Origin of the sequence: Paenibacillus sp. p3-SID867, from assembly GCF_025142895.1 — a bacterium.
Classification (GTDB): Bacteria; Bacillota; Bacilli; order Paenibacillales; family Paenibacillaceae; genus Paenibacillus_AQ.
The window spans coordinates 235,888-258,368 of sequence record NZ_JAMBDM010000011.1 but is presented as its reverse complement, the minus strand read 5'-3'; the positions used below and the strand labels follow the sequence as shown (position 1 = coordinate 258,368).

19 protein-coding genes, 2 tRNA genes and 1 other annotated feature are annotated in these 22,481 nt (G+C 50.6%); of the genes, 18 read left to right on the top strand and 3 right to left on the bottom strand.

Annotated features, from left to right (window positions below):
• Positions 1–162: 162 nt before the first annotated feature.
• From M4D81_RS23020 to M4D81_RS22995, 6 genes are all read left to right on the top strand, one after another.
• Positions 163–236, top strand: a tRNA-Pro gene (locus tag M4D81_RS23020).
• A 77-nt stretch (positions 237–313) separates the two neighbouring features.
• A tRNA-Gly gene (locus tag M4D81_RS23015) sits at positions 314–384 on the top strand.
• A 570-nt stretch (positions 385–954) separates the two neighbouring features.
• Positions 955–2,823 (top strand): ribosomal protection-like ABC-F family protein, encoded by a 1,869-nt coding sequence (gene abc-f, locus M4D81_RS23010; RefSeq protein ID WP_260068163.1) that lies wholly within the window; start codon positions 955–957, stop codon positions 2,821–2,823.
• Between the two features lie 108 nt (positions 2,824–2,931).
• Positions 2,932–3,207: a binding site (T-box leader), on the top strand.
• 82 nt (positions 3,208–3,289) lie between these two features.
• The gene (gene pheS, locus M4D81_RS23005; protein WP_071222682.1) at positions 3,290–4,324 is read left to right on the top strand and encodes a phenylalanine--tRNA ligase subunit alpha; all 1,035 of its coding nucleotides are present in this window, start codon (positions 3,290–3,292) and stop codon (positions 4,322–4,324) included.
• 28 nt (positions 4,325–4,352) lie between these two features.
• Positions 4,353–6,803 carry a phenylalanine--tRNA ligase subunit beta gene (pheT, locus tag M4D81_RS23000; protein WP_260068162.1) on the top strand — a complete coding sequence of 817 codons (2,451 nt, stop codon included), beginning with the start codon at positions 4,353–4,355 and terminating at the stop codon, positions 6,801–6,803.
• A gap of 259 nt (positions 6,804–7,062) precedes the next feature.
• The gene (locus M4D81_RS22995) at positions 7,063–9,060 is read left to right on the top strand and encodes a hypothetical protein (protein ID WP_260068161.1); all 1,998 of its coding nucleotides are present in this window, start codon (positions 7,063–7,065) and stop codon (positions 9,058–9,060) included.
• A 90-nt stretch (positions 9,061–9,150) separates the two neighbouring features.
• On the opposite strand, the gene M4D81_RS22990 is transcribed toward M4D81_RS22995, so the two are convergent.
• Both M4D81_RS22990 and M4D81_RS22985 read right to left on the bottom strand, forming a co-directional pair.
• Entirely contained in the window at positions 9,151–9,537 is a 387-nt protein-coding gene (locus M4D81_RS22990) for a cupredoxin domain-containing protein (RefSeq protein ID WP_216530609.1), read from the bottom strand.
• 302 nt (positions 9,538–9,839) lie between these two features.
• Complete coding sequence (locus M4D81_RS22985; protein ID WP_071222686.1) at positions 9,840–10,196, bottom strand: phage holin family protein; 357 nt, start codon at positions 10,194–10,196, stop codon at positions 9,840–9,842.
• A 156-nt stretch (positions 10,197–10,352) separates the two neighbouring features.
• Between M4D81_RS22985 and M4D81_RS22980 the strand changes: the two genes are divergently transcribed.
• The 4 genes from M4D81_RS22980 (at position 10,353) to M4D81_RS22965 (ending at position 15,327) form a co-directional block, all read left to right on the top strand.
• On the top strand, positions 10,353–12,722 hold the full coding sequence (locus tag M4D81_RS22980; RefSeq protein WP_260068160.1) for an endonuclease MutS2: 2,370 nt from the start codon (positions 10,353–10,355) through the stop codon (positions 12,720–12,722).
• A 120-nt stretch (positions 12,723–12,842) separates the two neighbouring features.
• The gene (locus tag M4D81_RS22975) at positions 12,843–13,262 is read left to right on the top strand and encodes a DUF350 domain-containing protein (protein WP_071222688.1); all 420 of its coding nucleotides are present in this window, start codon (positions 12,843–12,845) and stop codon (positions 13,260–13,262) included.
• A 160-nt stretch (positions 13,263–13,422) separates the two neighbouring features.
• Entirely contained in the window at positions 13,423–13,980 is a 558-nt protein-coding gene (locus M4D81_RS22970) for a hypothetical protein (protein ID WP_260068159.1), read from the top strand.
• 102 nt (positions 13,981–14,082) lie between these two features.
• Complete coding sequence (locus tag M4D81_RS22965; RefSeq protein ID WP_397376771.1) at positions 14,083–15,327, top strand: MFS transporter; 1,245 nt, start codon at positions 14,083–14,085, stop codon at positions 15,325–15,327.
• A gap of 142 nt (positions 15,328–15,469) precedes the next feature.
• Here M4D81_RS22965 and M4D81_RS22960 read toward each other — a convergent pair whose 3' ends face one another.
• Positions 15,470–16,705, bottom strand: a complete 1,236-nt coding sequence (locus tag M4D81_RS22960) for an NAD(P)/FAD-dependent oxidoreductase (protein WP_260068158.1) — start codon at positions 16,703–16,705, stop codon at positions 15,470–15,472.
• Between the two features lie 131 nt (positions 16,706–16,836).
• Between M4D81_RS22960 and M4D81_RS22955 the strand changes: the two genes are divergently transcribed.
• The 8 genes from M4D81_RS22955 to M4D81_RS22920 all read left to right on the top strand — a co-directional run bounded on the left by M4D81_RS22955 (position 16,837) and on the right by M4D81_RS22920 (position 22,114).
• Positions 16,837–17,073, top strand: coding sequence for a hypothetical protein (locus tag M4D81_RS22955; protein WP_071222691.1), 237 nt, complete (start codon positions 16,837–16,839; stop codon positions 17,071–17,073).
• 48 nt (positions 17,074–17,121) lie between these two features.
• Complete coding sequence (locus M4D81_RS22950) at positions 17,122–17,517, top strand: spore coat protein (RefSeq protein WP_260068157.1); 396 nt, start codon at positions 17,122–17,124, stop codon at positions 17,515–17,517.
• Between the two features lie 176 nt (positions 17,518–17,693).
• A complete protein-coding gene (locus tag M4D81_RS22945; protein ID WP_071222693.1) occupies positions 17,694–18,194 on the top strand; it encodes an Lrp/AsnC family transcriptional regulator in 501 nt (166 codons plus the stop codon).
• A 14-nt stretch (positions 18,195–18,208) separates the two neighbouring features.
• Positions 18,209–19,414: an aminotransferase class I/II-fold pyridoxal phosphate-dependent enzyme gene (locus M4D81_RS22940; RefSeq protein WP_071222694.1), complete on the top strand. Its 1,206-nt coding sequence runs from the start codon at positions 18,209–18,211 to the stop codon at positions 19,412–19,414.
• A gap of 118 nt (positions 19,415–19,532) precedes the next feature.
• Positions 19,533–19,796, top strand: a complete 264-nt coding sequence (locus M4D81_RS22935) for an aspartyl-phosphate phosphatase Spo0E family protein (RefSeq protein WP_009590300.1) — start codon at positions 19,533–19,535, stop codon at positions 19,794–19,796.
• Between the two features lie 346 nt (positions 19,797–20,142).
• Complete coding sequence (locus M4D81_RS22930) at positions 20,143–20,703, top strand: cob(I)yrinic acid a,c-diamide adenosyltransferase (RefSeq protein ID WP_071222697.1); 561 nt, start codon at positions 20,143–20,145, stop codon at positions 20,701–20,703.
• A 3-nt stretch (positions 20,704–20,706) separates the two neighbouring features.
• Positions 20,707–21,714, top strand: a complete 1,008-nt coding sequence (locus M4D81_RS22925; protein ID WP_260068156.1) for an RluA family pseudouridine synthase — start codon at positions 20,707–20,709, stop codon at positions 21,712–21,714.
• A gap of 37 nt (positions 21,715–21,751) precedes the next feature.
• Positions 21,752–22,114 carry an arsenate reductase family protein gene (locus tag M4D81_RS22920; protein ID WP_260068155.1) on the top strand — a complete coding sequence of 121 codons (363 nt, stop codon included), beginning with the start codon at positions 21,752–21,754 and terminating at the stop codon, positions 22,112–22,114.
• Positions 22,115–22,481: the final 367 nt, after the last annotated feature.

Genomic DNA, 22,481 nt, shown 5'->3' with positions numbered 1-22,481 from the left:
TTAATAAAATTTCTCTTTTTTTATTGTCTACTTGACGGGGCTATGACCAGGATGCTGTTTGCTTTTTTATATCGCGATACATTTTCCATAAAATACATGTTGAAATTGCGCGTTCGGCATGGTATATTTATTTTTGTCTTCAAAAGACAGCACCTTTATTATCGGGACGTAGCTCAGCTTGGTAGAGCACCTGGTTTGGGACCAGGGGGTCGCATGTTCAAATCGTGTCGTCCCGATTCGCTTAAGATTTAGGACCTCACAGAAGTAATCGGGATATGCACCGAGTCATAGCGTCACTTTTGTAGGTATATATGCGGGTGTAGTTCAATGGTAGAACTCCAGCCTTCCAAGCTGGTAGCGTGGGTTCGATTCCCATCACCCGCTTACGTTAGACCGAAAACCCTTGGTGACAAGGGTTTTTTTGTTTGCTTTTTTTCGAATTGTAGATGGGACCCGATAAACAGGCGATAGCAGGAATTCGAATATGTAGAAGTTCCGCTAATCAACCCTTTTACTTCTTAAGAATATCTGTTATAATGGCCATAATTTCATTCCAAGAATGCGAGGTAACCTAGTCCAATGAAGTAAGACACCCTTTTCTCTAAAAACAACTGCATGTGGTTTGCAGGCGTTTCTCTACGGCGGTAGAGGGAGAGATTTGGTGTGTCTGAACAATGTGACTGGGGTACCTCTTTTTGCTATGTCGAAAGTGGTACTCTTGTGCAAAACAATCACATATACGGAACGGATTGCAGCTTTCGCTGACAGCGGAGGGTATAGAGCCTAACATCTCCATACCGTCAGGGCTGGCCTGGAATGAACAGCCGAAGGAAGTGTGCTGTGGCGCGCGTTCGTCCCGTTACTCAGATCAGAACAAATCCTCTCTCATGATATCCGCCGCAGGCCATCGCTTGCGGTTTTTTAGTTTTTTCCAAAGAGAGAGGATGAGGCGATATGACCATGATTCTAAAAGCGAAAGATATAAGTATGGAGCTCCAAGGGAGACCGTTGTTTGAAGGTATTCAGCTGGAGGTGGCAGAAGGAGAGCGGATTGCGCTGTACGGGCGCAACGGCACCGGCAAAACCACGCTCCTCTCGATTCTGGCCGGCGAGCTCGAACCTGCCTCAGGCGTTGTGGAGACGATTCTCCCACGAGATCGCTGGGGCTGGCTCAGGCAGCAGGATGAGCCGGACGAAATCGATCGGAGTGCCATCGATACGGTGCGCAGCCGCAGTAACCCTTCGTTATGGCAGCTGAAGCTTCAGATTGCCGGCGTCGAGAAGCAGATGAATGGCGGCAGCGCTGCTGAGTTGGAATCACTGCTTGAGCAATATGGCAATCTGCTGGAGCGTTACGAGTCCCAGAACGGTTTCCAGTGGGAGACCGAGGTGGAGAAAGCGATGACGATGCTGGGCATCGGTCCGGAGGTATGGCCTGTGTCCTACCGTGAGCTGAGCGGAGGCCAGAAGACGAAGGTCATGCTGTCAGGACTCCTTGTATCGGCACCGAAATTTTTACTGCTCGACGAGCCCACGAACCATCTGGACAGTGACAGCTTGGTCTGGCTGGAGCAGTGGCTGGTAACATCCTACAAAGGCACCGTGTTGTTTGTATCCCATGACAGGGAGTTCATCGACCGGGTAGCAACCTCTGTATGTGAGCTGACCTCGGAGGAACTCCGGCGTTACCGGGGAGGATATACGGATTACCGCCGCGAAAAGGAACGGGAGCTGCGCGAGCAGGAGACGCTTTACCGGAAGCAGGAGCTGGCCCGCAAAGCGCTGGAGGAATCGATCCGAAGATATGAGGAATGGTTCCATAAAGCGCATAACGCGGCCGGGGACGTGAATGACGTCAAGATCACCGCCAGCTTTTACAAGGCCAAGGCCAAGAAGAACATCTCAAGATATCATGCCAAGGAAAAAGCGCTGGAACGGCTGGAAGCAGAGCGTGTGGATAAACCGCGAAACGGTCCCAAGCTGAACATGGAGCTGGAAGGGGAGGCTTTCGGCGGCCGTACCCTCGTTCAAGTGAAGGATATCTGTTTTGGATATGGAGATCAACCGCTTTTTAATAAGCTCACCTTCTATCTGAACCGCGGCGACCGTTTGGCCGTAAGAGGCCCTAACGGGAGCGGGAAAACGACACTGCTTAAGCTGCTTCTGGGCGAAATCGAACCGCATGAAGGCCGGATTACCCGTAATCCTTCCGTCAAGATTGGTTATTTCTCACAGGAGCTTGAGGGGCTGGAACCCGAAACCACGCTGCTGGACAGTCTGCTTGTCATTCCGGGAATGACGGAGAGCCGTGCGCGTACTTTGCTAGGCTCGTTCCTCTTCAGACGGGACGATGTGTTTAAGAAGATGGGGCAGCTGAGTATGGGAGAGAAGTGCAGAACGGCTTTTCTCAAGCTGTACTTCAGCGGTGCGCATCTGCTTGTGTTGGATGAACCCTCGAATTACCTGGATGTGGATACCCGCGAGGTAATTGAACAAGTGCTCGTGAGTTTTCCGGGTGCGATTGCGCTCGTATCCCATGACCGGTATCTTGTGCGTAAAATCGCGAACCGACTGCTTACGCTGACGCCCGGGGAAGATCCGGTTTGGTTCGAGGGAAGTATGGACGAGGAGGAAGAGCAAGCCTCGCGGACCGGCGTGATCAAGGGAGATACGGAGAAGGACAACCGGCGGATGGAGCTCGAATACCGGATTCAGGAATTACTGGGCTTGTCAGCCGAAGATCTTGAACCCGGGGACGAGGGGAGCTGGCTTGCTGAGATTAGGGAGCTTCGGGCTGAGCTGGCTAGGCTTCAGTCGGAATAAGATCAGGGATCGCGATTAAAATCAGCCGGATGGGGCTAAAATGGGGAAATGAAACTTGCCATATCCCGAAAGGTTGCATATAATAAACCCTATATATTTGCATATGTAACAAATGCGTTGATGGAGAAAAGTAGTCAGTGCCTCTTTACAGGGAAGGGATACCGTAGATTGAGAGTGTCCCTCAAAGAATCAGGCTGGTGAAGTTCGCTCCGGAGCAGTTCCTTGAACACGGCATGCTGCCGGTCAGTAGGGGATAACGGGTCCGATTCGTTACGTCGGTCAAGTGAGCATGATGAGGCATACTCAGGGCTAAGGCTTTTACCGCCTTGGTTAGGGTATGAAACATGTTAACAAGGGTGGTACCACGGTCTCTTCGTCCCTTTTCGGGAGGAGAGGCCTTTTTTGTTTTCAGTCTTTTTTGTTTTCAGTTCGATGATGGAGTTTACAAAGGGGTGTGCGAATAGCCATGAAGGAAAAATTAGAAGCATTAAAGCAGGAAGCATTGGCGCAATTGCAGGATGTTACCGATCCGCAGCAGCTGAATGATTTGCGGGTGAAATACCTTGGCAAAAAAGGGGCCTTGACGGAAATCCTGCGCGGAATGGGAGCGCTGAGCGCAGAAGAGCGTCCTGTTATCGGCCAGGTGGCCAATGACGTTCGGGGCGCGATTGAGGAAGTCATCTCCGGCAAGCAGGAAGCATTCCTGCAACAGGAAACCGAAGAGCGCCTGCGTGCAGAGAAGGTGGACGTAACCCTTCCGGGCCGCAAGCTCAGCCAAGGCGCTGTTCATCCATTGAGCAAGGTGATCCAGGATATCGAGGATATTTTTATCGGGATGGGTTACCAGGTAGCAGAAGGACCCGAGGTGGAAACGGACTACTTCAACTTCGAAGCGCTAAATCTGCCGAAGAATCACCCGGCACGTGACATGCAGGATTCCTTCTATTTGACGGAAGATCTGCTGATGCGTACTCAGACATCCCCGGTGCAAGCCCGGACCATGCTGTCGATGCAAGGAAAAGCGCCTGTCAAAATCATCTGCCCGGGACGCGTATTCCGCCGGGATGACGATGACGCGACGCATTCGTTCCAGTTCCACCAAATCGAGGGCCTGGTCATCGGCGAGAACATTCGCATGAGTGATCTGAAAGGAACGCTGCTGCAATTCGTGCAGGAGATGTTTGGCGATAACACGCAGATCCGTCTGCGTCCAAGCTTCTTCCCGTTCACGGAGCCGAGCGCGGAAGTGGACGTATCCTGTGTAAGATGCGGCGGCAGCGGCTGCCGCGTATGCAAGCAAACAGGCTGGCTTGAAATTTTAGGCTGCGGCATGGTTCATCCGAAGGTACTTGAAATGGGCGGTTATGACCCTGAGAAGTATAGCGGTTTTGCTTTCGGTATGGGGGTTGAGCGGATTGCGATGCTGAAATACGGCGTGGATGACATCCGTCACTTCTTCAACAACGATACAGCATTCTTGAATCAGTTCACGCGGATCTAATTTTACGATAAAGGGAAGTGAATAGACAATGAGAGTTTCAACCGATTGGTTGTCCGATTATATTTCGCTCGAAGGCGTAACCTCAGAGGATTTGGCGAGCCGCATTACTTCGGCTGGTATTGAAATCGATGTGATCGAGAAACGGAATCAAGGCATTAATAAAGTGGTCGTCGGCTACGTTAAGAGCAAGGAGAAGCATCCTGATGCAGACAAGCTGAATGTATGTATCGTGGATGCGGGTCAGGAGGAAGATCTCCAGATCGTGTGCGGAGCCAAAAATGTGGATGCGGGCCAGAAGGTGCCGGTGGCGCTTGTGGGCGCGAAGCTGCCTGGCGGTATGGATATCAAGAAGGCCAAGCTGCGCGGCGTGCTCTCCCAAGGCATGATCTGCTCGGCGAAGGAACTGGGCATGAATGACAAACTGCTGCCTAAAGAGCTGCAGGAAGGGATTCTGGTACTTCCGACGGATACGGAAATCGGCAAACCGATTGTGGATGTGCTGGGTCTGAACGATGAAATTTTGGAACTGGATCTGACACCGAACCGCTCCGACTGTCTCAGCATGCTGGGAGCCGCTTACGAAGTGAGCGCCATACTGGGGCGTGAGCTAAGTCTTCCGAATCCGGAAAAGGAAATGCTGGAGGTTCAAGATGCAGCGGCCGATCATATCTCGGTTACGATTGGCGCTGACGAACAGTGCAGCCATTATGCGGCACGCTACATTACCGGTGTAAAGATCGGTCCTTCTCCGCTGTGGATGCAGAACCGCTTGATGGCGGCAGGCGTGCGCCCGATCAGTAATATCGTGGACATTACGAACTATGTGATGCTGGAATATGGCCAGCCGCTGCATGCTTTTGATGCTGATCAGCTGAAGGATGGCGCGGTTCACGTGCGTATGGCTGAAGCTGGCGAAACGATGGTGACGCTGGACGGCACGGAGCGTCGTCTGGAGCCGCATATGCTGGTGATTACAGCTGGCGGCAAGCCAGTGGCCTTGGCTGGCGTTATGGGCGGCCTGGAATCCGAAGTAACGGACAGCACGGTGAATATTTTCTTGGAATCGGCGAAGTTTGATGGCGGAACCGTCCGCAAAACATCCCGTCAGCTCGGACTGCGTTCAGAGGCAAGCTCCCGCTTCGAGAAGGAAGTGGATCCCGCCGCAGTCATTCCTGCACTGAACCGTGCAGCGGCACTGATGGCGAAATATGCCGGCGGCGCTGTTCATCAGGGAATCGTCGAAGCAGGCAGTGCGGATTCCGAGCCTACCGTGATTACTTTATCGCTGGAGAAGCTCAATCGCTATCTGGGAACGGATCTGTCCCTGCTTGAGGTAAAAACGATCTTTGCCCGGTTGCATTTCCCTTGCGGAGATGCGGGCCAAGGATTAGTGGATGTGCAAGTGCCGTCCCGTCGCGGCGATATCGTGCTTGACGTAGACCTCATTGAAGAGGTGGCCCGTCTGTATGGATATGACAATATCCCGACAACGGCCATAGAAGGTCCGACGACACCGGGTTCATTGACGATCGCTCAGGCCATCCGCCGCTCGCTTCGCCGTTTGCTGACGCATAGCGGATTCCAGGAGGTTCTGGGTTATTCCTTCATCCATCCGGAGCAAGCCGAAATGTTCACATCCCTGTCGTCAGATGGCACGGCGGTTAAGCTGGCCATGCCAATGAGCGAGGACCGCAGCGTCCTTCGTACCAGCTTGCTCCCACAGCTGCTGGATATCGCGGTGTACAACCATAACCGCAAGCAGCCGGACCTGGCCCTGTTTGAAATAGGGAACCTGTTCCATACACATGAGAAGACGTTGACGAAGCAGCCGCTGGAGCGTCCGGTTCTTGGTTTGTTGCTGTCGGGACGCAAAGGCAGCAAGCAATGGAATGTCCAGCCGGCCAAAGTGGATTTCTTTGATTTGAAGGGTGCGCTCGAAACGGTGCTCGACTATCTTGGAATTCGCGCGGAAGATATCACTTACGAGGCTAACGGACCGGTTGGCTTCCATCCGGGACGTTCCGCTTCCGTGTATGCGGGTCAAGGCGAGAATAAGCAGCTGCTAGGCGTACTTGGACAAATTCATCCGAAGACACAGCAGGAGCTGGATTTGGAAGATACTTATGCCGCTGAGATTCTGCTTGAGCCGCTGTATGATCTGACCAACGCCCGCGTCGTTTACCGCGATTTGCCTAGATTTCCGGGCATGGAACGAGATCTTGCCATCGTCGTGAATGAGGAGGTTGAAGCCGGCTCCCTGATTCAAGTGATCAAGGAGAATGCAGGTGAGCTTCTGCAGCAGATTCAGGTGTTTGACGTCTTCACGGGCAGCAAGCTTGGAGAGGGCAAGAAGAGTGTTGCCATCTCCATGACGTACCGTCATCAGGAACGAACCCTGACCGATGAAGAGGTTGCCGGCGTCACGGAAAAAGCGGTTGCTGCCCTTCAGCAAACTTTTGGCGCAGAATTAAGAAAATAGCAGGAATTGTGAACGCCCGCATCGAATCCATTACATCAGGGATTCGATGCGGGCTTTTTTGCTCTAAATTGAACTGGGATTTGCATCAGGACGCCCGCAGGGTACATAATTATAAGCACAAAACTGTGTTATCATATACCAAACTTCGGTCTGTTTTCTTGAGGTTCGTCTACAGATGTTATCTCATATATAATGAATGTAGAGAATAGACCATTTCAGACATCATAGAATCTACACATAATAGAAGGAGGGCACAATTTTGACTACATCGGACCGTAAAAGCGTTACCGTAGACATCTACGGAACTTCCTATAAACTCGTTGGCAGTAGCAGTGATTATACCAGACAGGTAGCGAATTATGTAGATGACCGCATGCGTACCATATCCAAGGCGCACTCTCGATTGGATACCCCGCGCATTGCCGTCCTAGCTGCAGTACATATGGCTGAAGAAGCTTTGCAGAAGCTGGAGTTTCAGAATGAGGCCAAGCAGATGACGGCCGAGCGGAATGAACTGCGCACGGAGCTTGCCAAGGTGCAAGGACTTCAAATCGAGCAGCAGGAGAGACATCGTCAGCAACTGGAGCAGCTCGAGGGCAAGCTGGCGGAGCAGACAACGCTGGCTGAGGAATACAGGAAGTCCAAGGAGAATCTAACCGCGGAGTCAGAGCGTACGAAGGAATTGCTCCAGAAGGAATCGGACCGCGTGGCGGAACTGCTGAAGGAGAAGCAGCAGCTTGAGGTGCGTCTTAAGGAGCAGCGTGAGAAGCTGGAGAGCGGCCATAAGCAGTCTATTGAAGATATGAAGCGCCGCTATGAAGGGCAAATTTCGCAGCTGACGCTCACTCATAAGCAGGCCATCGAGAAGCTGGAACAGAGTCAACGGACTTCTGCGAAGCAGGCCGAAGAGAAGCTGGCTGAACAATTGAAGAAACAGGAGAGTACCTATAAACAAGAGGCGCTCCTGAAGGAGCAGCAGCACTCGAAGACCGTGCAGGATCTGGAGCAGAAGTATACGAAGACGGTGCAGGATCTGGAACAGAAGAATGCGAAAACCGTGCAGGATCTGGAACAGAAGAATACGAAAACCGTCCAGGATATGGAACAAAAGCATACGAGGACCGTCCAGGATCTGGAGAAGCAGCTTGCCGAGCAGCGAACGCGTGGTGGTCAGCTCCAATCACGTTTGTCGTCCGCGGAGAAGGAACTGGGTATTGTAAAAGCGGAATCGGACAAGCTGAAGGAAGCGCTCCAATCGTCCAGGCAGCAAGCCGAAGCCTCTTCGCAGGAATTGCGTTCCTTCCGTACGAAGGTGGAGGGGCTGACGAAGGAGCTCGAAGGACTGAAGCAGGAATCCGCCAAGTCGGAGGAAGAGCGCCGTCGTCTGCAGAAACTTGTGGTGGATGCGAATCAGACCTCCCGCAAGCAGCAGGAAGAGCTGCAGCGTCTAAGCAGCGAGCTTCAATCCTGGCGTACGCTGGCTGATCAGCGCAAAGAGGAAACCGGCGAGCTGGAGATGCGAATTGTCGAGCTTATGGAAGCGAACGAGAGCCTAGAAGAAGGAATGAAGGGACTTCAGGATGAAATCCAGGTCATGAAGGACGAAGCTGACCGGAGCATGTCCGAGCGCCGAAGTGCCCAAGAGGAATTGAAGGAACTGCAGCTTCGCCATGAAGAATTGGAGAAGCTCACGAAGGAAGCGGGAACCCGAGAGGAAGAGACCAGCAAACTGTACGCCATGCTGGAAGAAGAATACGATACGGTGTCGAATCAGCTGGATGAGCTTCACAAGAAGGCAGCTGCCAGTGAACAGCGCGCACGTGAACTCGCCGAGCAGCTGAGAGATTCGGAGGAACGCGCCGTTCAGTGGCAGGAGCAATACCAGCAATGGATGGCGGAACGGGAGCAGCTTGCCAAGGACAGCGAGAAGCTGGCCGCCGAGCGCGATGAGTGGAAACGAACCAAGCTTGCTCTCGAAGAAGAGCTCCAGACCTGGCAGCAGGAAATCGCATCCGCACGCCAAGCCTGTGAGCGTCTGGAAGACGAGAAGAATGAAGCGGCGCAGCAGTATTCCGATTTAGGTGAACAGTATGAGCTGGTTATGCACCAGTATCGTCTGCTCCAGGCAGAACAGGAATTGAAGGCGGAGCAATCTGCGCAGCTTGAAGAAGAACACCGTAAGCTGAAGGAAGAGTATGCGAAGCTCCAAGTTGAATATAATGAGTGGATCGAGTTGATTGAGCAGGATCAGCGTTAGGCCATGGCGAAGAATTGAACCTGAAAAAACCTCCGGATTAGACAGAGGATACTCTGGCGATCCGGAGGTTTATTTTCGTGAGCAGGTCTACTATTCTTCGACGATAAGTTTGGAGATCATTTTGCTGTGACCCGCTCCACACATAATGGAACACGAAACTTCGAATTCTCCCGCCTCATCCGGCGTAACGACAGTGGAGTTGTTTTTACGGTCCAGCTGCAGGCCAAGTGCAGGAATCATAACGCCGTGGTTGCCGTCTTCGTTCTCGTAAGTGATCTTGACGGGCACCCCTTTCTTGAGACGATATTCCTCTTGGTCGAATTGAAAATTGGTGCCCTTAATGACGAGTTCAGCTTCCGGTGCTACGCCAGTATCCGAGATCCCGGAACCTCCTTGGGACTCTTTCTGGTCTCCGCCGCAGGCAGCCAATACAAAAAGGAGCATACATGAAACAAGTAAAGCTATGCCTTTTTTCACTATAACCTCTCCTGACTATGAAATAATTGTGAAATATAATTTCCAATCTTTATGATAGCGCAGAAAAAGAGTGGATGCACATATGTGTTATGAAAAATTGGTGAACGTGAACGGTTTCAAACGATGATATGGATTTCCTTTATAATATAGGGGAAGATGGAAATAAAAGAATGGAGCTTTACCCAAAATGAAAACCCCCTGCGCAAATTGCAACAGAGGGTTAATGTGGAGTAATGCAGCTGCCGATCGGTTCGTTCAGTTAGAGGGTTCCAGAGGAATCCTCTAACTGAAGCGGGGTGCTTCTATTTGCGGGTTTTGCCTGCTTCAAAAGGGGTGGAAATCGGAATGAACAGATCGATGATCCCGATGACCAATGCAGCAAGCAAGGCGCCCAATACGGAGACGCTAACGCCTCCAACGATGAATTGGGCAAGGTAAATCACGAGTGCGCTCACTAGGAAGCCCACGATGCCACGTCCAAAAGGCGTGACTTTTTTGCCGAAGATGCCCTCAATAGCCCAACCAATCAGGGCGATAACGAGTGCAAGCAACAGGGCGCTTCCGAATCCGCCGACGGTGAATTGGGGGACAATCCATCCGACAACCATAAGAACGAGCGCGGCAACGATAAATCGAACAACGTGCCCGAGAAATTGCATGGTACCTGCCTCCTTAGAATAAGACTGGAATGTTACGCAGAATTTATTTTGTTCAATAGGACCGTCGGTTATGTGTGGAAGGATTTTGGATTCCTTGGCGAATTCCCATCACTTTCGATATAATATATGCATTGATTGAGAGGAGTTGTGAACTTCTTGAATGACAAGATTTTGCAAACTTTAGAATACCGGAAAATTTTAAATACATTAATACAATACACGCAAACCTCTATGGGAAGTGCAAGAGCTGAAAAGTTAATGCCTGAAACCGACCTGGAGGCTGTAAAGGATCTGCTTGCGGCTACCGATCAGGCCTACACCGTAGACAGGCTCAAGGGCAATCCGTCTTTCCGCGGGATTACCGATATCAATGATGCTTTGAAGCGGGCCAGAATCGGAGGGACGCTCAGTCCCCATGAATTGCTGGCTACATCGAATACGATTCATGGATCACGCCGAATCAAGCGGTTTATTGCGGCGATTCATGAGGACGAGAAGATTGAGATCCTCTATAATCTGAGTGATCTTATTTCGGAGCAAAAGCCCCTGGAAGACGCCATTCGGCTGTGTATTGATGATGCTGCTGAGGTCCTTGACTCCGCAAGCGCTGAGCTTTCCCAGATCCGGCGGGAGCTGAGGGGCGGAGAAGTTCGCATTCGCGAGAAACTGGAGTCCATGATTCGATCGCAATCCGTGGCGAAGATGCTGCAGGACCAGTTAATTACGATACGCGGCGACCGTTTTGTCATCCCCGTTAAAGCGGAATATCGCTCGCATTTTGGCGGTATCGTGCACGACCAGTCCGGGTCAGGCGCGACGCTGTTTATTGAGCCGGAATCCATCGTAGCCATGAACAACAAGCTGCGCGAGACGCGAATGCGGGAAGAGCGGGAGATCGAAGTGATTTTGCAGAAGCTGACCGCCCAGGTCGGCGAACAGGCTGAGCTGCTGTCACTTGACTTGGATCTGATCGGCCAGCTCGACTTTATTTTTGCCAAGGCTCGTTTGGCCCATGTCATGAAGGCTTCACTGCCAAGAATGAATGACAGAGGCTATATTAAGCTGCGTAAAGGCCGACATCCGCTGATTCCAGCGGATCAGGTTGTGCCGCTTGATGTGGAATTGGGCAATTCCTATACATCCATCATCGTCACGGGTCCGAATACCGGCGGTAAGACGGTTACGCTCAAAACGATCGGGTTATTAAACCTGATGGCGATGTCAGGACTCTTTATTCCAGCCGAAGAAGGCAGCCAGATGTGCGTGTTTGATGCAATTTACGCGGACATTGGTGATGAGCAAAGCATTGAGCAGAGCCTCAGTACCTTCTCCAGCCATATGACGAACATCATCCGAATATTAAGCCAGATGACGCCGAAGAGTCTGGTGCTGCTTGATGAGGTTGGAGCAGGAACCGACCCTGCGGAGGGTTCAGCCCTGGCGATTTCCATCCTGGAGCATATCCACCGCATGGGCTGCCGCATGATTGCGACGACGCACTATTCTGAATTGAAGGCTTATGCATATGAACGCAAAGGCGTGATCAACGCCAGCATGGAGTTCGATATCAATACCCTAAGCCCGACCTACCGGCTGCTGGTAGGCGTACCTGGACGCAGTAATGCGTTTGCCATTGCAGAACGTTTGGGATTGCCTGTATCCATTCTGGAATTTGCCCGTGGCGAAGTTAAGGAAGAGGATCAACGGGTGGAGCATATGATTGCATCCCTCGAAGAGAACCGTCACACCGCGGAAGTAGAGCGTGAGAAGGCGGAGCAGGTTCGGAAGGAAATGGAGGACCTGCGTCTTCGTCACCAGCACGAGCTTCAGAAGCTGGAAGAGCAGAAGGACAAGCTGGTTGATAAAGCTCGTGCAGAGGCGAGACAGATCGTGGACAAGGCTCGGAATGAGGCCGAGGAAATCATCGCGGATCTGCGCAAGATTGCCCAAGAAGAAGGGGCTTCCGTTAAGGAGCATAAACTGATTGCTGCCAGAAAGCGTTTGGATGATGCCGAACCGCAGCAAGGTAAGAAGACGGCTGGCCAGCGTACTGCGAAGCAGCAGCGCAGCATTGAGCCTGGAGACGAGGTTCGGGTATACAGCCTGAATCAGAAGGGGCATGTCGTGGAAATGGCCGGCTCGAAGGAGGCGGTTGTTCAGCTCGGCATCATGAAGATGAAGGTATCGCTGGATGATTTGGAGCTGCTGTTGAATCCGGCAGCAAACGCTAAACAGGCGCCGAAACAGCATGCGACTGTCTTGAAACGGACTCGCGATACCAACATCCGGAATGAGCTGGACTTAAGAGGCGCGAATCTGGAAGAAGCGCTGATTGAGGTGGATCGGTTCATTGATGAGGCATTTCTGGGGAACTTGGGTCAGATTTACATCATTCATGGCAAAGGCACCGGGATCTTGCGAACCGGAATTCAGGATTATTTGCGCAAGCACAAGCATGTTAAGAGTCATCGTTTAGGTAATTACGGCGAAGGCGGCAATGGCGTCACCATTGCCGAGCTGAAGTAAGGAAAGTAAGAAATCAGGAACCGTTTTCTCCTTCAATCGTATAACATATCATCATAAGGTTTAGAACGACGGGATGCGAAAGGTGCCGCATCCCGTTTATATCAGGGAGGAAATAAGGTAATGACGGAAGCGATTGATCATTTGCTGACCCATCCACTCGGGGTGCTCGTCGGCTATTTCTCGGTTGCGATACTTGCACTTATTGTTTACTTGTATTGCTTTGAATTGGTTACCAAGTACAATTGCTGGGATGAAATACGCAAAGGAAATGTTGCCGCGGCCATGGCGACCGGCGGGAAGATCTTTGGCATCTGTAACGTGATGCGGTACAGCATAACGGCCAATACGTCCATTTATGGCATGATTAAATGGTCGTTCTTCGGGTTTATACTGCTTTTATTGGCTTATTGGTTGCTTGAATTCTTGACGCCTGTGTTTTCGGTCGATGAAGAGATTAGCAAGGATAATCGAGCAGTGGGCTTGATCGTACTTCTTATCACCGTATCTTTATCTTACATTATTGGAGCGAGCATCATTTAAGGGCTTCGGGAGGAAAAGGACGATGAAATATTTACCGCGGATATTGTTTGCGGCTGCCTTGATTTTTTTTGTGGCGGGTATTGTATACTTGATGTCTCAATAAAAATAAAGTGAACAGGGCCATCCATGGCCGTTTGAATAAGAAAGGGATGAATGATCGATGGAACCGACGGTTTGCCCATGGTGCCAAAGTGAGATTGTGTGGGATGAAGAGATAGGTCCCGAAGATACTTGTCCTCATTGTGCGAACGAACTGAAAGGCTACCGCACATTGAATATCGCATTGGATGACGAGGAAACACAAGACGATCCGGAGGAATATGAAGAGGATTATGAGGCTTCCGATGAGGAAGCGGTTGATCTTCAACGTATTTGGGGATCCGACCAGGAATCGCTGTCCTCGCTTCGAACCGTGGATAAGTACGGGGAGGATCACGACCTATTTGCATTTGAGGAGACCGTAGAGGGGATTCTGGACCAGCAAGAGGAAGTTCCCGAGTGCTTGCATTGCCGGGAGTATATGCTTCATGCCGGAACGCAGCACGTGAGCGGGGAAGGCTTCCAGCCGGTTAACGCAGCTTTGATTCAAGGCCCTATCCTTCAGCCGCCATATGATTTGAACGTATATGTGTGCCCTGGATGCTTCCATGTACAGTATAATCTGGCAGAGAATGACCGGCTTCGGATGATCAAGAGCTTTATCCATAAAAAGGAATAGCGTTTACGGAAAGGCGCTGTGTGCCGATCCGTGCGAACTTAAGGAAACTGCTATCGGCGGTTTCCTTTTTTTTGTTCATGAAGTGGGGATGAGAGGGGTAAAATACCTTGGACTTCAAGTGTAAGGGCGAGGGAGGAACTGTATATGAAGTTGACAAAGGACCCCCAGGCTATACTTCTGTTATCCGTTCATGGGTTGTTTATCTTATCGAGTGCATTGTCGGGTACGTTCCTCAACGTATATCTATGGAAAAGCCGCCAGGATTATACGATGCTCGGTTGGTTCACGATTGCTCAGCAGGTGGCATTGGGCTTGACGTTCTGGGCCGCCGGCAAATGGGTGAAGGAGCATAACAAAATGAATGCGCTTCGCCTGGGAATTGCGGTGTCCGGCCTGTTTTATTTATGCGTTCTGTGGGCAGGGCGGGACGCCGTCCATTATATTTGGCCGCTCGGCTTGCTGTTCGGCGTGTCATTAGGATTATTCTGGTTAGCCTTTAATGTGGTCTATTTTGAGGTTTCGAGCGCGGAGAATCGGGACTGGTTTAATGGCTGGATCGGACTCCTGGGCTCCATCACGGGGATTATCGGTCCGTGGCTGGCGGGCTGGATCATCACGATGATGCGTGGGGATCAAGGCTACCGGTTTATTTTTACCGTATCGATGGTCATCTTCGCCGTGACGGTGGTGCTGAGCTTTTTTCTGCGAAAACGGCCGGTTCAGAGCGGCTATCATTGGCTGGAGGGGTTGAGCCGGCTCAAGGAGGGCGGCGTATGGAAATACGCGGTATTCGGCTTGGCCGTTCAGGGAATCAGGGAAGGTGTGTTTTCCTTCCTTATTACACTCCTTGTTTTTGTGGCAACGGATCAGGAGTCGAAGCTGGGGCAGTTTGCATTGATTACTTCGGCGGTTTCGCTGGTCAGCTACTGGGCCTGCGGGAAGTGGTTCAAGCCCAAATTCCGTAAAACCGGCATGCTGGTAGGTTCCATATTGATGCTGCTGGTCATTTTACCGCTGCTGGTTGCGGTCAACTATACGACGCTGCTGGTGCTGGGAATCGGGACGTCGCTGTTTATTCCGCTGTATATGATGCCGGCTATATCGGCCAGCTTTGATCTTATGGGAGTGAATCAGGAAAACGTGGAGAAGCGGGTGGAACTGGTCGTGCTGCGGGAGCTCAGTTTAACCATAGGCCGAATAACGGGCCTGCTTGTGTTTATTCTTGTCCTGTCATTTAGACAGGACACGTTAACGGTGACGTTGCTGCTGTTGTTCCTGGGGGCGTCCCCTATCGGATCGTGGCTGTTTATACGAAAGCTGTTCCCTTCCAAAGGTCAAGTCACCTAAAGCCTAATGACATCTCTCGGGTCAAAAGAATCCGATAGTCAAACAAACGGTTTGCTGAACGACTGCGTCATAGCGCAATCCGTACACGCAAAGAAGGTATCTCCAGGGCTGCATGGCCTGCTTGGAGATACCTTCTATTATTTTATGACATCTTAAGGTCCATTGGCCGTGTCAGGGAGAACCATTTCAGTTCTTCGGGCTCACGTCCTGCTATCGTCTCGCCCAGCAGATCCGCAGCAATCATGCTGTATACGGTCCCGTTTCCGCCATACACCTCGATAAAGTAGCTGTGCGGATATTTCGGGTGCCTGCCGATCAGCGGGATGCCGTCTTTGGTTGTGGCAAATACGCCGGCCCAACTGCAAGCGATCTTCAAATCCGTCATATGGGGGAACAACTGATGAATTTCATTTAACAATCTCCGGCTTCTTGGTTCAGCGTACTCCTCTGGTTTGCCAGAAGGAGGCAGCGGCTCATCCAGCCCTCCGGCTATGATTCGCTGATCCGGCGTTGTCCGGAAATAGAGATAAGGGCGATTTGTTTCCCATATGAATGCGCGCTCATACCATGAAGACAGATCGGATACCGGCTCCGTCAGGATGGCATAGGTATTGAGCAGCTCCGCTTGATAATCAGGCTTCCATTCTTGGGTGCTATACCCGGTGGCCCAGATGATGTTCCTGGCCAGAACGCTTCCTTGATCGGTTAAGACGGTGACATCGCTGTGTGTATACCGGGTTTCCTTCACTCCGCTATTTTCGTAAACTCGCAGCCCATGCTCGCAGGCATCCTGGAGAAGATTATGCCCGAAACGGTAGGGATCGACTTCGGCATCGCCGCGGGCATAGATGGCCGCTTCTTTTGAGAACGGGAAGTTAGCCTTCACATGCTCGCGGCCCCAGTATTCCACATCGAAGCCCTTCCGTTTGAGCAGGTCATACTCATGCCGAATCATGCCGACATCTTGAGGGGTACTGGCATAGTAGAGGCTGCTTCGCGTGATCAGGCCGGTATCCCTGGACAGATGATTTGCGATTTCGGTGATCCGGCGTACCGCATGTCTGCACATCATGTAGAAGGAGGAAGCCCGTTGTTCACCAAATTGTTGGATCAGATCAGATAGAGGGCAGTCGTTAGAAAATTGCAACAGCCCCGAATTGGCGGATGTGCTGCCTTCGCACACTCGTTTTTTCTCCAGTAGGACGGTGTCCACGCCTTGCATGGTCAGCACGTAGGCCATCAGCGCGCCGCTTATACCGCCGCCGACTATGAGCACATCACAGCTGAGCTGTTCGGATAGACCGGGGTATTTTTTTACAGGTTCAGTGTTTAAATATTTCCAGGGCGTTATTCCGCCGGTCAGTAAAATGTCCCTCACCCCCTCATTGTCACATCGTTATTAGTTTGGACGTTCCTTTCGTTTTTAATGACATCTCACGACATAGATTTTTATATAGGTGGCATACTAGCTCCTGTGCAACCTAAATGGAAAGGGGAACAAACACGAAGATGACACCTAATCAGCAATTACAGCCTCTAACCTCAAAAGAACTGGACTATATTGCGGATTGCATCTCCAACGAAACCATGCTGGCCAAGCATTGTGCCGCGACAGCAGCAGCCAGTCAGAATCCAGCCATCCAGCAGGCGCTGCTGGGATTCGTAAAACGCCATGAGCAGCATCTGGACACCTTGGTTAACGCTCTGCAAATTCACAGCAATATCGCGCCGACGCAGCCTCAATAAGAGGAGATGTATAGACCAGGAAGCAAAATTGTTAAGGAGGAACGACTTATGGTAACCCCTAATGGATCTTCATACCTGCCCGAAGAGGATATGCTTAGCCCTATTCTGGGAGAGCTGAAACGTGCCGTTCGAGAGTATACGACAGCCACGACGGAAGCCTCTTGCCCTGAGGTGCGCCAAATGTTTACAGATTTGACTGCGGATACACTGAGACTGCAAGGCGAGTTTTTTAATATGATGAAGCAGCAGAACATGTATACCGCGCCTCGGCATGCATTGAAATACGATGTGGACAAGCAGCATAAGCAAGCGCAGCAGTCGCTGCAAAAAACTCGGGAAATCATTAATCAAAAAACTTCCGGCATGGGCGCGTTCGCGCATCACCCGAATGTAGCGCCGCATGCCACCAATGTAGCGCCTGCTTCTAATAATGTAACCCAATGATCCCATGGTTAACTCAATCTATGAGCCGATGACCCCCGCAGCCATTGCTGCCGGCATGCATCGGTATTTTTTTTTGCACATCCCGTGTAAGTTATTGTAATATAAGTATTAATCTCTGTTCCGATATATCATGCTATAAGAACGGTTATTCGGAATAAGTGCTGGAGGATACGTATATGGAAGAGCTTAGCGAATTGAAACTAAAGGTGCTTGATCTGCTGAAAGAAGACGCGAGAAGATCGCCGGCTCTGCTCTCTACTCTACTCGGTGTAGATGAGGAAGAAGTAAAGACCTCCATTGCGGAGCTTGAACGAGATCACGTCATTGTTAAGTATGCGACCGTAGTCAACTGGGGCAAGGTGGAAGACGAGAAGGTTACGGCGCTGATCGAGGTTCAAATTACACCTGAGCGCGGAAGAGGCTTTGAAGGAATTGCGGAACGGATTTATTTATTCCCGCAGGTGAAGTCGGTCTATCTTATGTCTGGCGCCTACGACTTGCTTGTTGAAGTGGAAGGCGGAAACTTGCGTGAGGTGGCCAACTTTGTTTCGGAGAAACTGTCACCTATCGATTCTGTACTATCGACCAAAACGAATTTTATTTTGAAAAAATATAAACAAGACGGGATTATCTTTGAAGAACGTCAAGAAGACAATCGTCTCCTGATCTCGCCGTAAAGGAAGCGTGTGCTATGATTGTGAACGAACAGCAGCTTGCAGAAAATAACAGGAAATCGATGAGCTCCTATTTGGCGCCCAGGGTCAGGGACATTCAACCCTCTGGAATCCGTAAGTTTTTTGATCTCGTCAGTGGAAATAAAGATATTATCACACTTGGTGTCGGTGAGCCTGATTTCGTAACGCCGTGGCATGTACGAGAAGCCTGCGTATATTCATTGGAGCGCGGGTTTACAGGATATACGTCCAATGCCGGTATGCCGGAACTGCGGGAGGCGATCGCGGAATATTTGAACGACAGTTTCCACGTGACCTATAATCCTGCCAATGAAATGATCGTAACCGTAGGCGGCAGTGAAGCGATTGATCTGGCGCTGCGTGCCTTGATTGTTCCCGGAGATGAAATTCTGATCCCCGAGCCGTGTTACATTTCTTACTCGCCGATTGCTTCAATCGGTGGCGGGGTGCCTGTTGGTATTGAAACGACGGCAGAGCATCATTTCAAACTGACGGCCGAGGCGCTCGAAGCGCAAATCACCCCCAAATCGAAGATTCTGATCCTGTGTTACCCAAGCAATCCAACAGGAGCAATCATGACCTATGAGGATTGGCTGCCCATTGCGGAAGTAGTGGAAAAACACGATCTGATTGTGATCTCCGATGAAATCTATGCTGAGCTCACATATGAAGGAAAGCACGTCAGCTTTGCCTCGATGCCAGGCATGATGGACCGCACCATTCTGGTGAGCGGCTTCTCGAAGGCATTTGCTATGACAGGTTGGCGTATGGGGTATGTGTGTGCTCATTCGGATCTGATCGGCGCCATGCTGAAAATCCACCAGTATACGGTTATGTGTGCACCCGCAATGGGGCAAGTCGCCGCGCTCGAAGCATTGCGTAACGGCATGGGGGAAAAGGACCGAATGGTTGAATCCTATAACCAGCGGCGCAGACTCGTGGTTCAAGGGCTGCGCGAGATCGGTTTGGATTGCCACGAGCCACAGGGAGCGTTCTACGCGTTCCCAAGCATCAAGCGAACGGGACTCGGCTCGGATGAATTTGCCCAGCGCTTGCTGACCGAGGCGAAAGTGGCTGCCGTACCGGGCACCGCATTCGGCCTTGGCGGGGAAGGATTCATTCGCTGCTCATATGCTACATCCATTGCCCAACTGAATGAGGCCTTGGAGAGAATGGGTAATTTTGTGGAAAAAATAAAGTAGGCAAGGAAATCGTTGAACTTTTTCCTTGAATTAACAAAAAAATCACTTTCCATTGGCAAAATATATGTTATAATTTTATTTTGGGGGCAGAATTTTACTTTCCAAGGAGGGATCACCAGTGTTTTGTGATTATGAATTGTCAAACTACCGTGGTGACTATACGGCTGAAGACAATAATCACGGTAAATGGTCAATTAAATCAGCCAAATCCACTCCTCAGGAAATTACCTTGGAAGACGAAATTCATATGCTTCGCCGAAAGATGGAACAAATTTTTTTGGAAGAGCAGTCCTTCACGTCGGAGATTGTCATCGAGATCAGCAGTTTGCTGGACTTGAAGATTAACGAATATATGAAGGCCCATCCCAAAAAGAAACTATAAAATACGATCTGATTGAATATTACAAGGCTGTTCCTGGGGCTAGATGCCTTACGGATCAGCCTTGTTTGCGTCTAAAGATTCCCTCTGATGAAAAAAAACATCCCGGAATCATGATGGGCCTGGGCTTATTCCGGCGTAGAGGGACCCTGATTCGAAAATATGCTATAGTTGAGCATAATAAGAAAAACGTCTATCGACGTACTTTCTCAGAAGACAGACCGCGGTTAAAGGAAGTTTTTCTTGAGATTATAGAATTGCTAAGCTTCGCTGAAACTATAAATTCTATAATCTTAAGATATATGGTGTTTATGGATAAGGATCGGACGATGAAATGGAGGATAATGTGATGAAGGTATATACAAGAACGGGAGATGCAGGGGAAACTTCAATTATTGGCGGTCGTGTGCCCAAGGATGACCCGCGGATAGAAGCGTATGGCACAATTGACGAATTGAACAGCTTTGTCGGTCAGGCCGTGTTTTTGGCCAAGGAAGCCGACTTTGAGGAACTTCATCTTCAGCTCGTTCGAATCCAGCATGAACTGTTCGATTGCGGCTCGGATCTGGCCTATGCGAGACCTCGAGAGGATAAACTCAAGGTAAGCGCCGAGCTTGTGGACAATCTGGAGGTATGGCTGGATGCTTTCGAGGAGAAGAACCCTCCGCTTGAGCGTTTCATCTTGCCAGGCGGAAGCGCGTTGTCTTCGCTGCTTCATGTATGTCGGACCGTATGCCGTCGCGCCGAGAGGTTGACCGTTTCGCTGCAGCGAACCACGGAAATCAATCCGGAGGTCCGCCGCTATTTGAACCGTTTGTCCGACTATTTCTTCGTGACTGCACGGGCAGCCAATGTGCACGCCGGGATTCCGGATGTCGAATATGAGCGAAGCGGAAAGGTGTTTCGGTAATTCATGAGTTTGTATTATCCGCCTATCAGTTATGTCGTGTCCCCACAGGAAGACGGCATGCAACTTAAGACCATTTTGCAAAAACGGATGGGGGTATCCCGTAAGCTGCTGTCGCGCCTCAAGTTGACTGAGCAGGGCATCATGCTGAACGGGGCCCGTGTATACATTAGCGTTTACGTGCATGCCGGAGATCTGATCGAAATCCGGATGGAGCAGGAACGATCAGACGATATGCTGCCCCAGCCGATGAATCTTCATATTCTGTACGAGGATGAACATCTGCTTGTGCTGAACAAGCCGGCGGGGATCATTGTCCATCCGACGCACGGGCATTATACGGACACGCTGGCGAACGGCGTCGTTCACTATTGGCAGGAGAAGGGCTGGAAATACCGGTTCAGAGCGGTTCACAGGCTGGACCAGGAGACTTCCGGCGTGTTGGTGATTGCGAAGAATGCATATATTCACCAGCATGTTTCCGAACAAATGATAGCCGGCACCGTTGACAAGAGGTATGTAGCATTTGTTCATGGCAAGCCTGCTTTCCCCTCAGGCGATATTGACGGTCCGATTGATCGGGACCCGTTAGACCCCCACCGCCGCATCGTAACTCCCGAAGGATACCCTTCGCTTACGCGATATAAGGTATGCGAAGCTTACCCTTCCGCATCCTTGGTCGAATTAAAGCTGGAAACGGGCCGTACCCATCAAATTCGGGTGCATATGCTTAGCATCGGTTGTCCATTGATTGGAGATCAGATGTACAGGCATCCGGTTTACAGCGATCGGGAGTTACGATCAGACGGGGCGGCTTCGGACTTGGCCGCCGGTCCAGCAGATCTGGAAGCTGCAACGATCATGAGGCTGGACCGCTATATGGGCCGGCAGGCGCTGCATGCAGCAAGCCTGACGCTGATTCACCCGATTGAGGGGAGCACGATGACATTCACAGCCCCGCTTCCTGAGGATATGAACGCACTGAGAAACATGCTCGCGGATGAGGCGACTTAAGTAGGTTCAAAACAACACTAGAAGGAGAACGTATCGAATGAGCAAACTGAAAGTATATCAATATCCGAAATGCGGAACATGCCGCAACGCGGTCAAATGGCTGCAGAACGAAGGACATGAGCTGGAACTTCAAAATATTTTTGAACAACCGCCACAGAAGGAAGAACTAGCCGACCTTATCGCCAAGAGCGGTCTGGAGCTTAAGAAATTTTTCAATACGAGCGGCGAGGTCTACAAGGAAATGAATCTGAAGGACAAGCTGTCTGGGCTCTCCGATGAAGAGAAAATCGAACTGTTGTCGTCCAACGGGAGATTAATTAAGCGTCCGATCGTGACGGACGGCAGTAAAGTGACCGTCGGCTTTAAAGCGGAACAATATCAGGAGTCATGGCAGAAGTAGAATGGATCCGGCATGTACACATTCTCCTGCTGAAGAAGGTAGAGCATCCCAAGGTCTTTCGACCGCCGGGATGTTCTTTTGTTTTAAGAGATAAGAAAGTATAAACACCCGAGGCTTAGCATCCTCGTAAGAAAAGCTTCCGCTAAATGCGGTCTGTCTACTGAGAAAGTACGTCGATAGACGTTTTTCTTAAGAGATAAGAAAGTATAAACATCCGAGGCTTAGCATCCTTATCTCGCAAGAAAAACTTCCGCTAAATGCGGTCTGTCTACTGAGAAAGTACGTCGATAGACGTTTTTCTTATGAACAGCCAATGATAGGAAATTCAAAGAAATACCTTATGACAAGCCCAAGTCTATATAGGGAT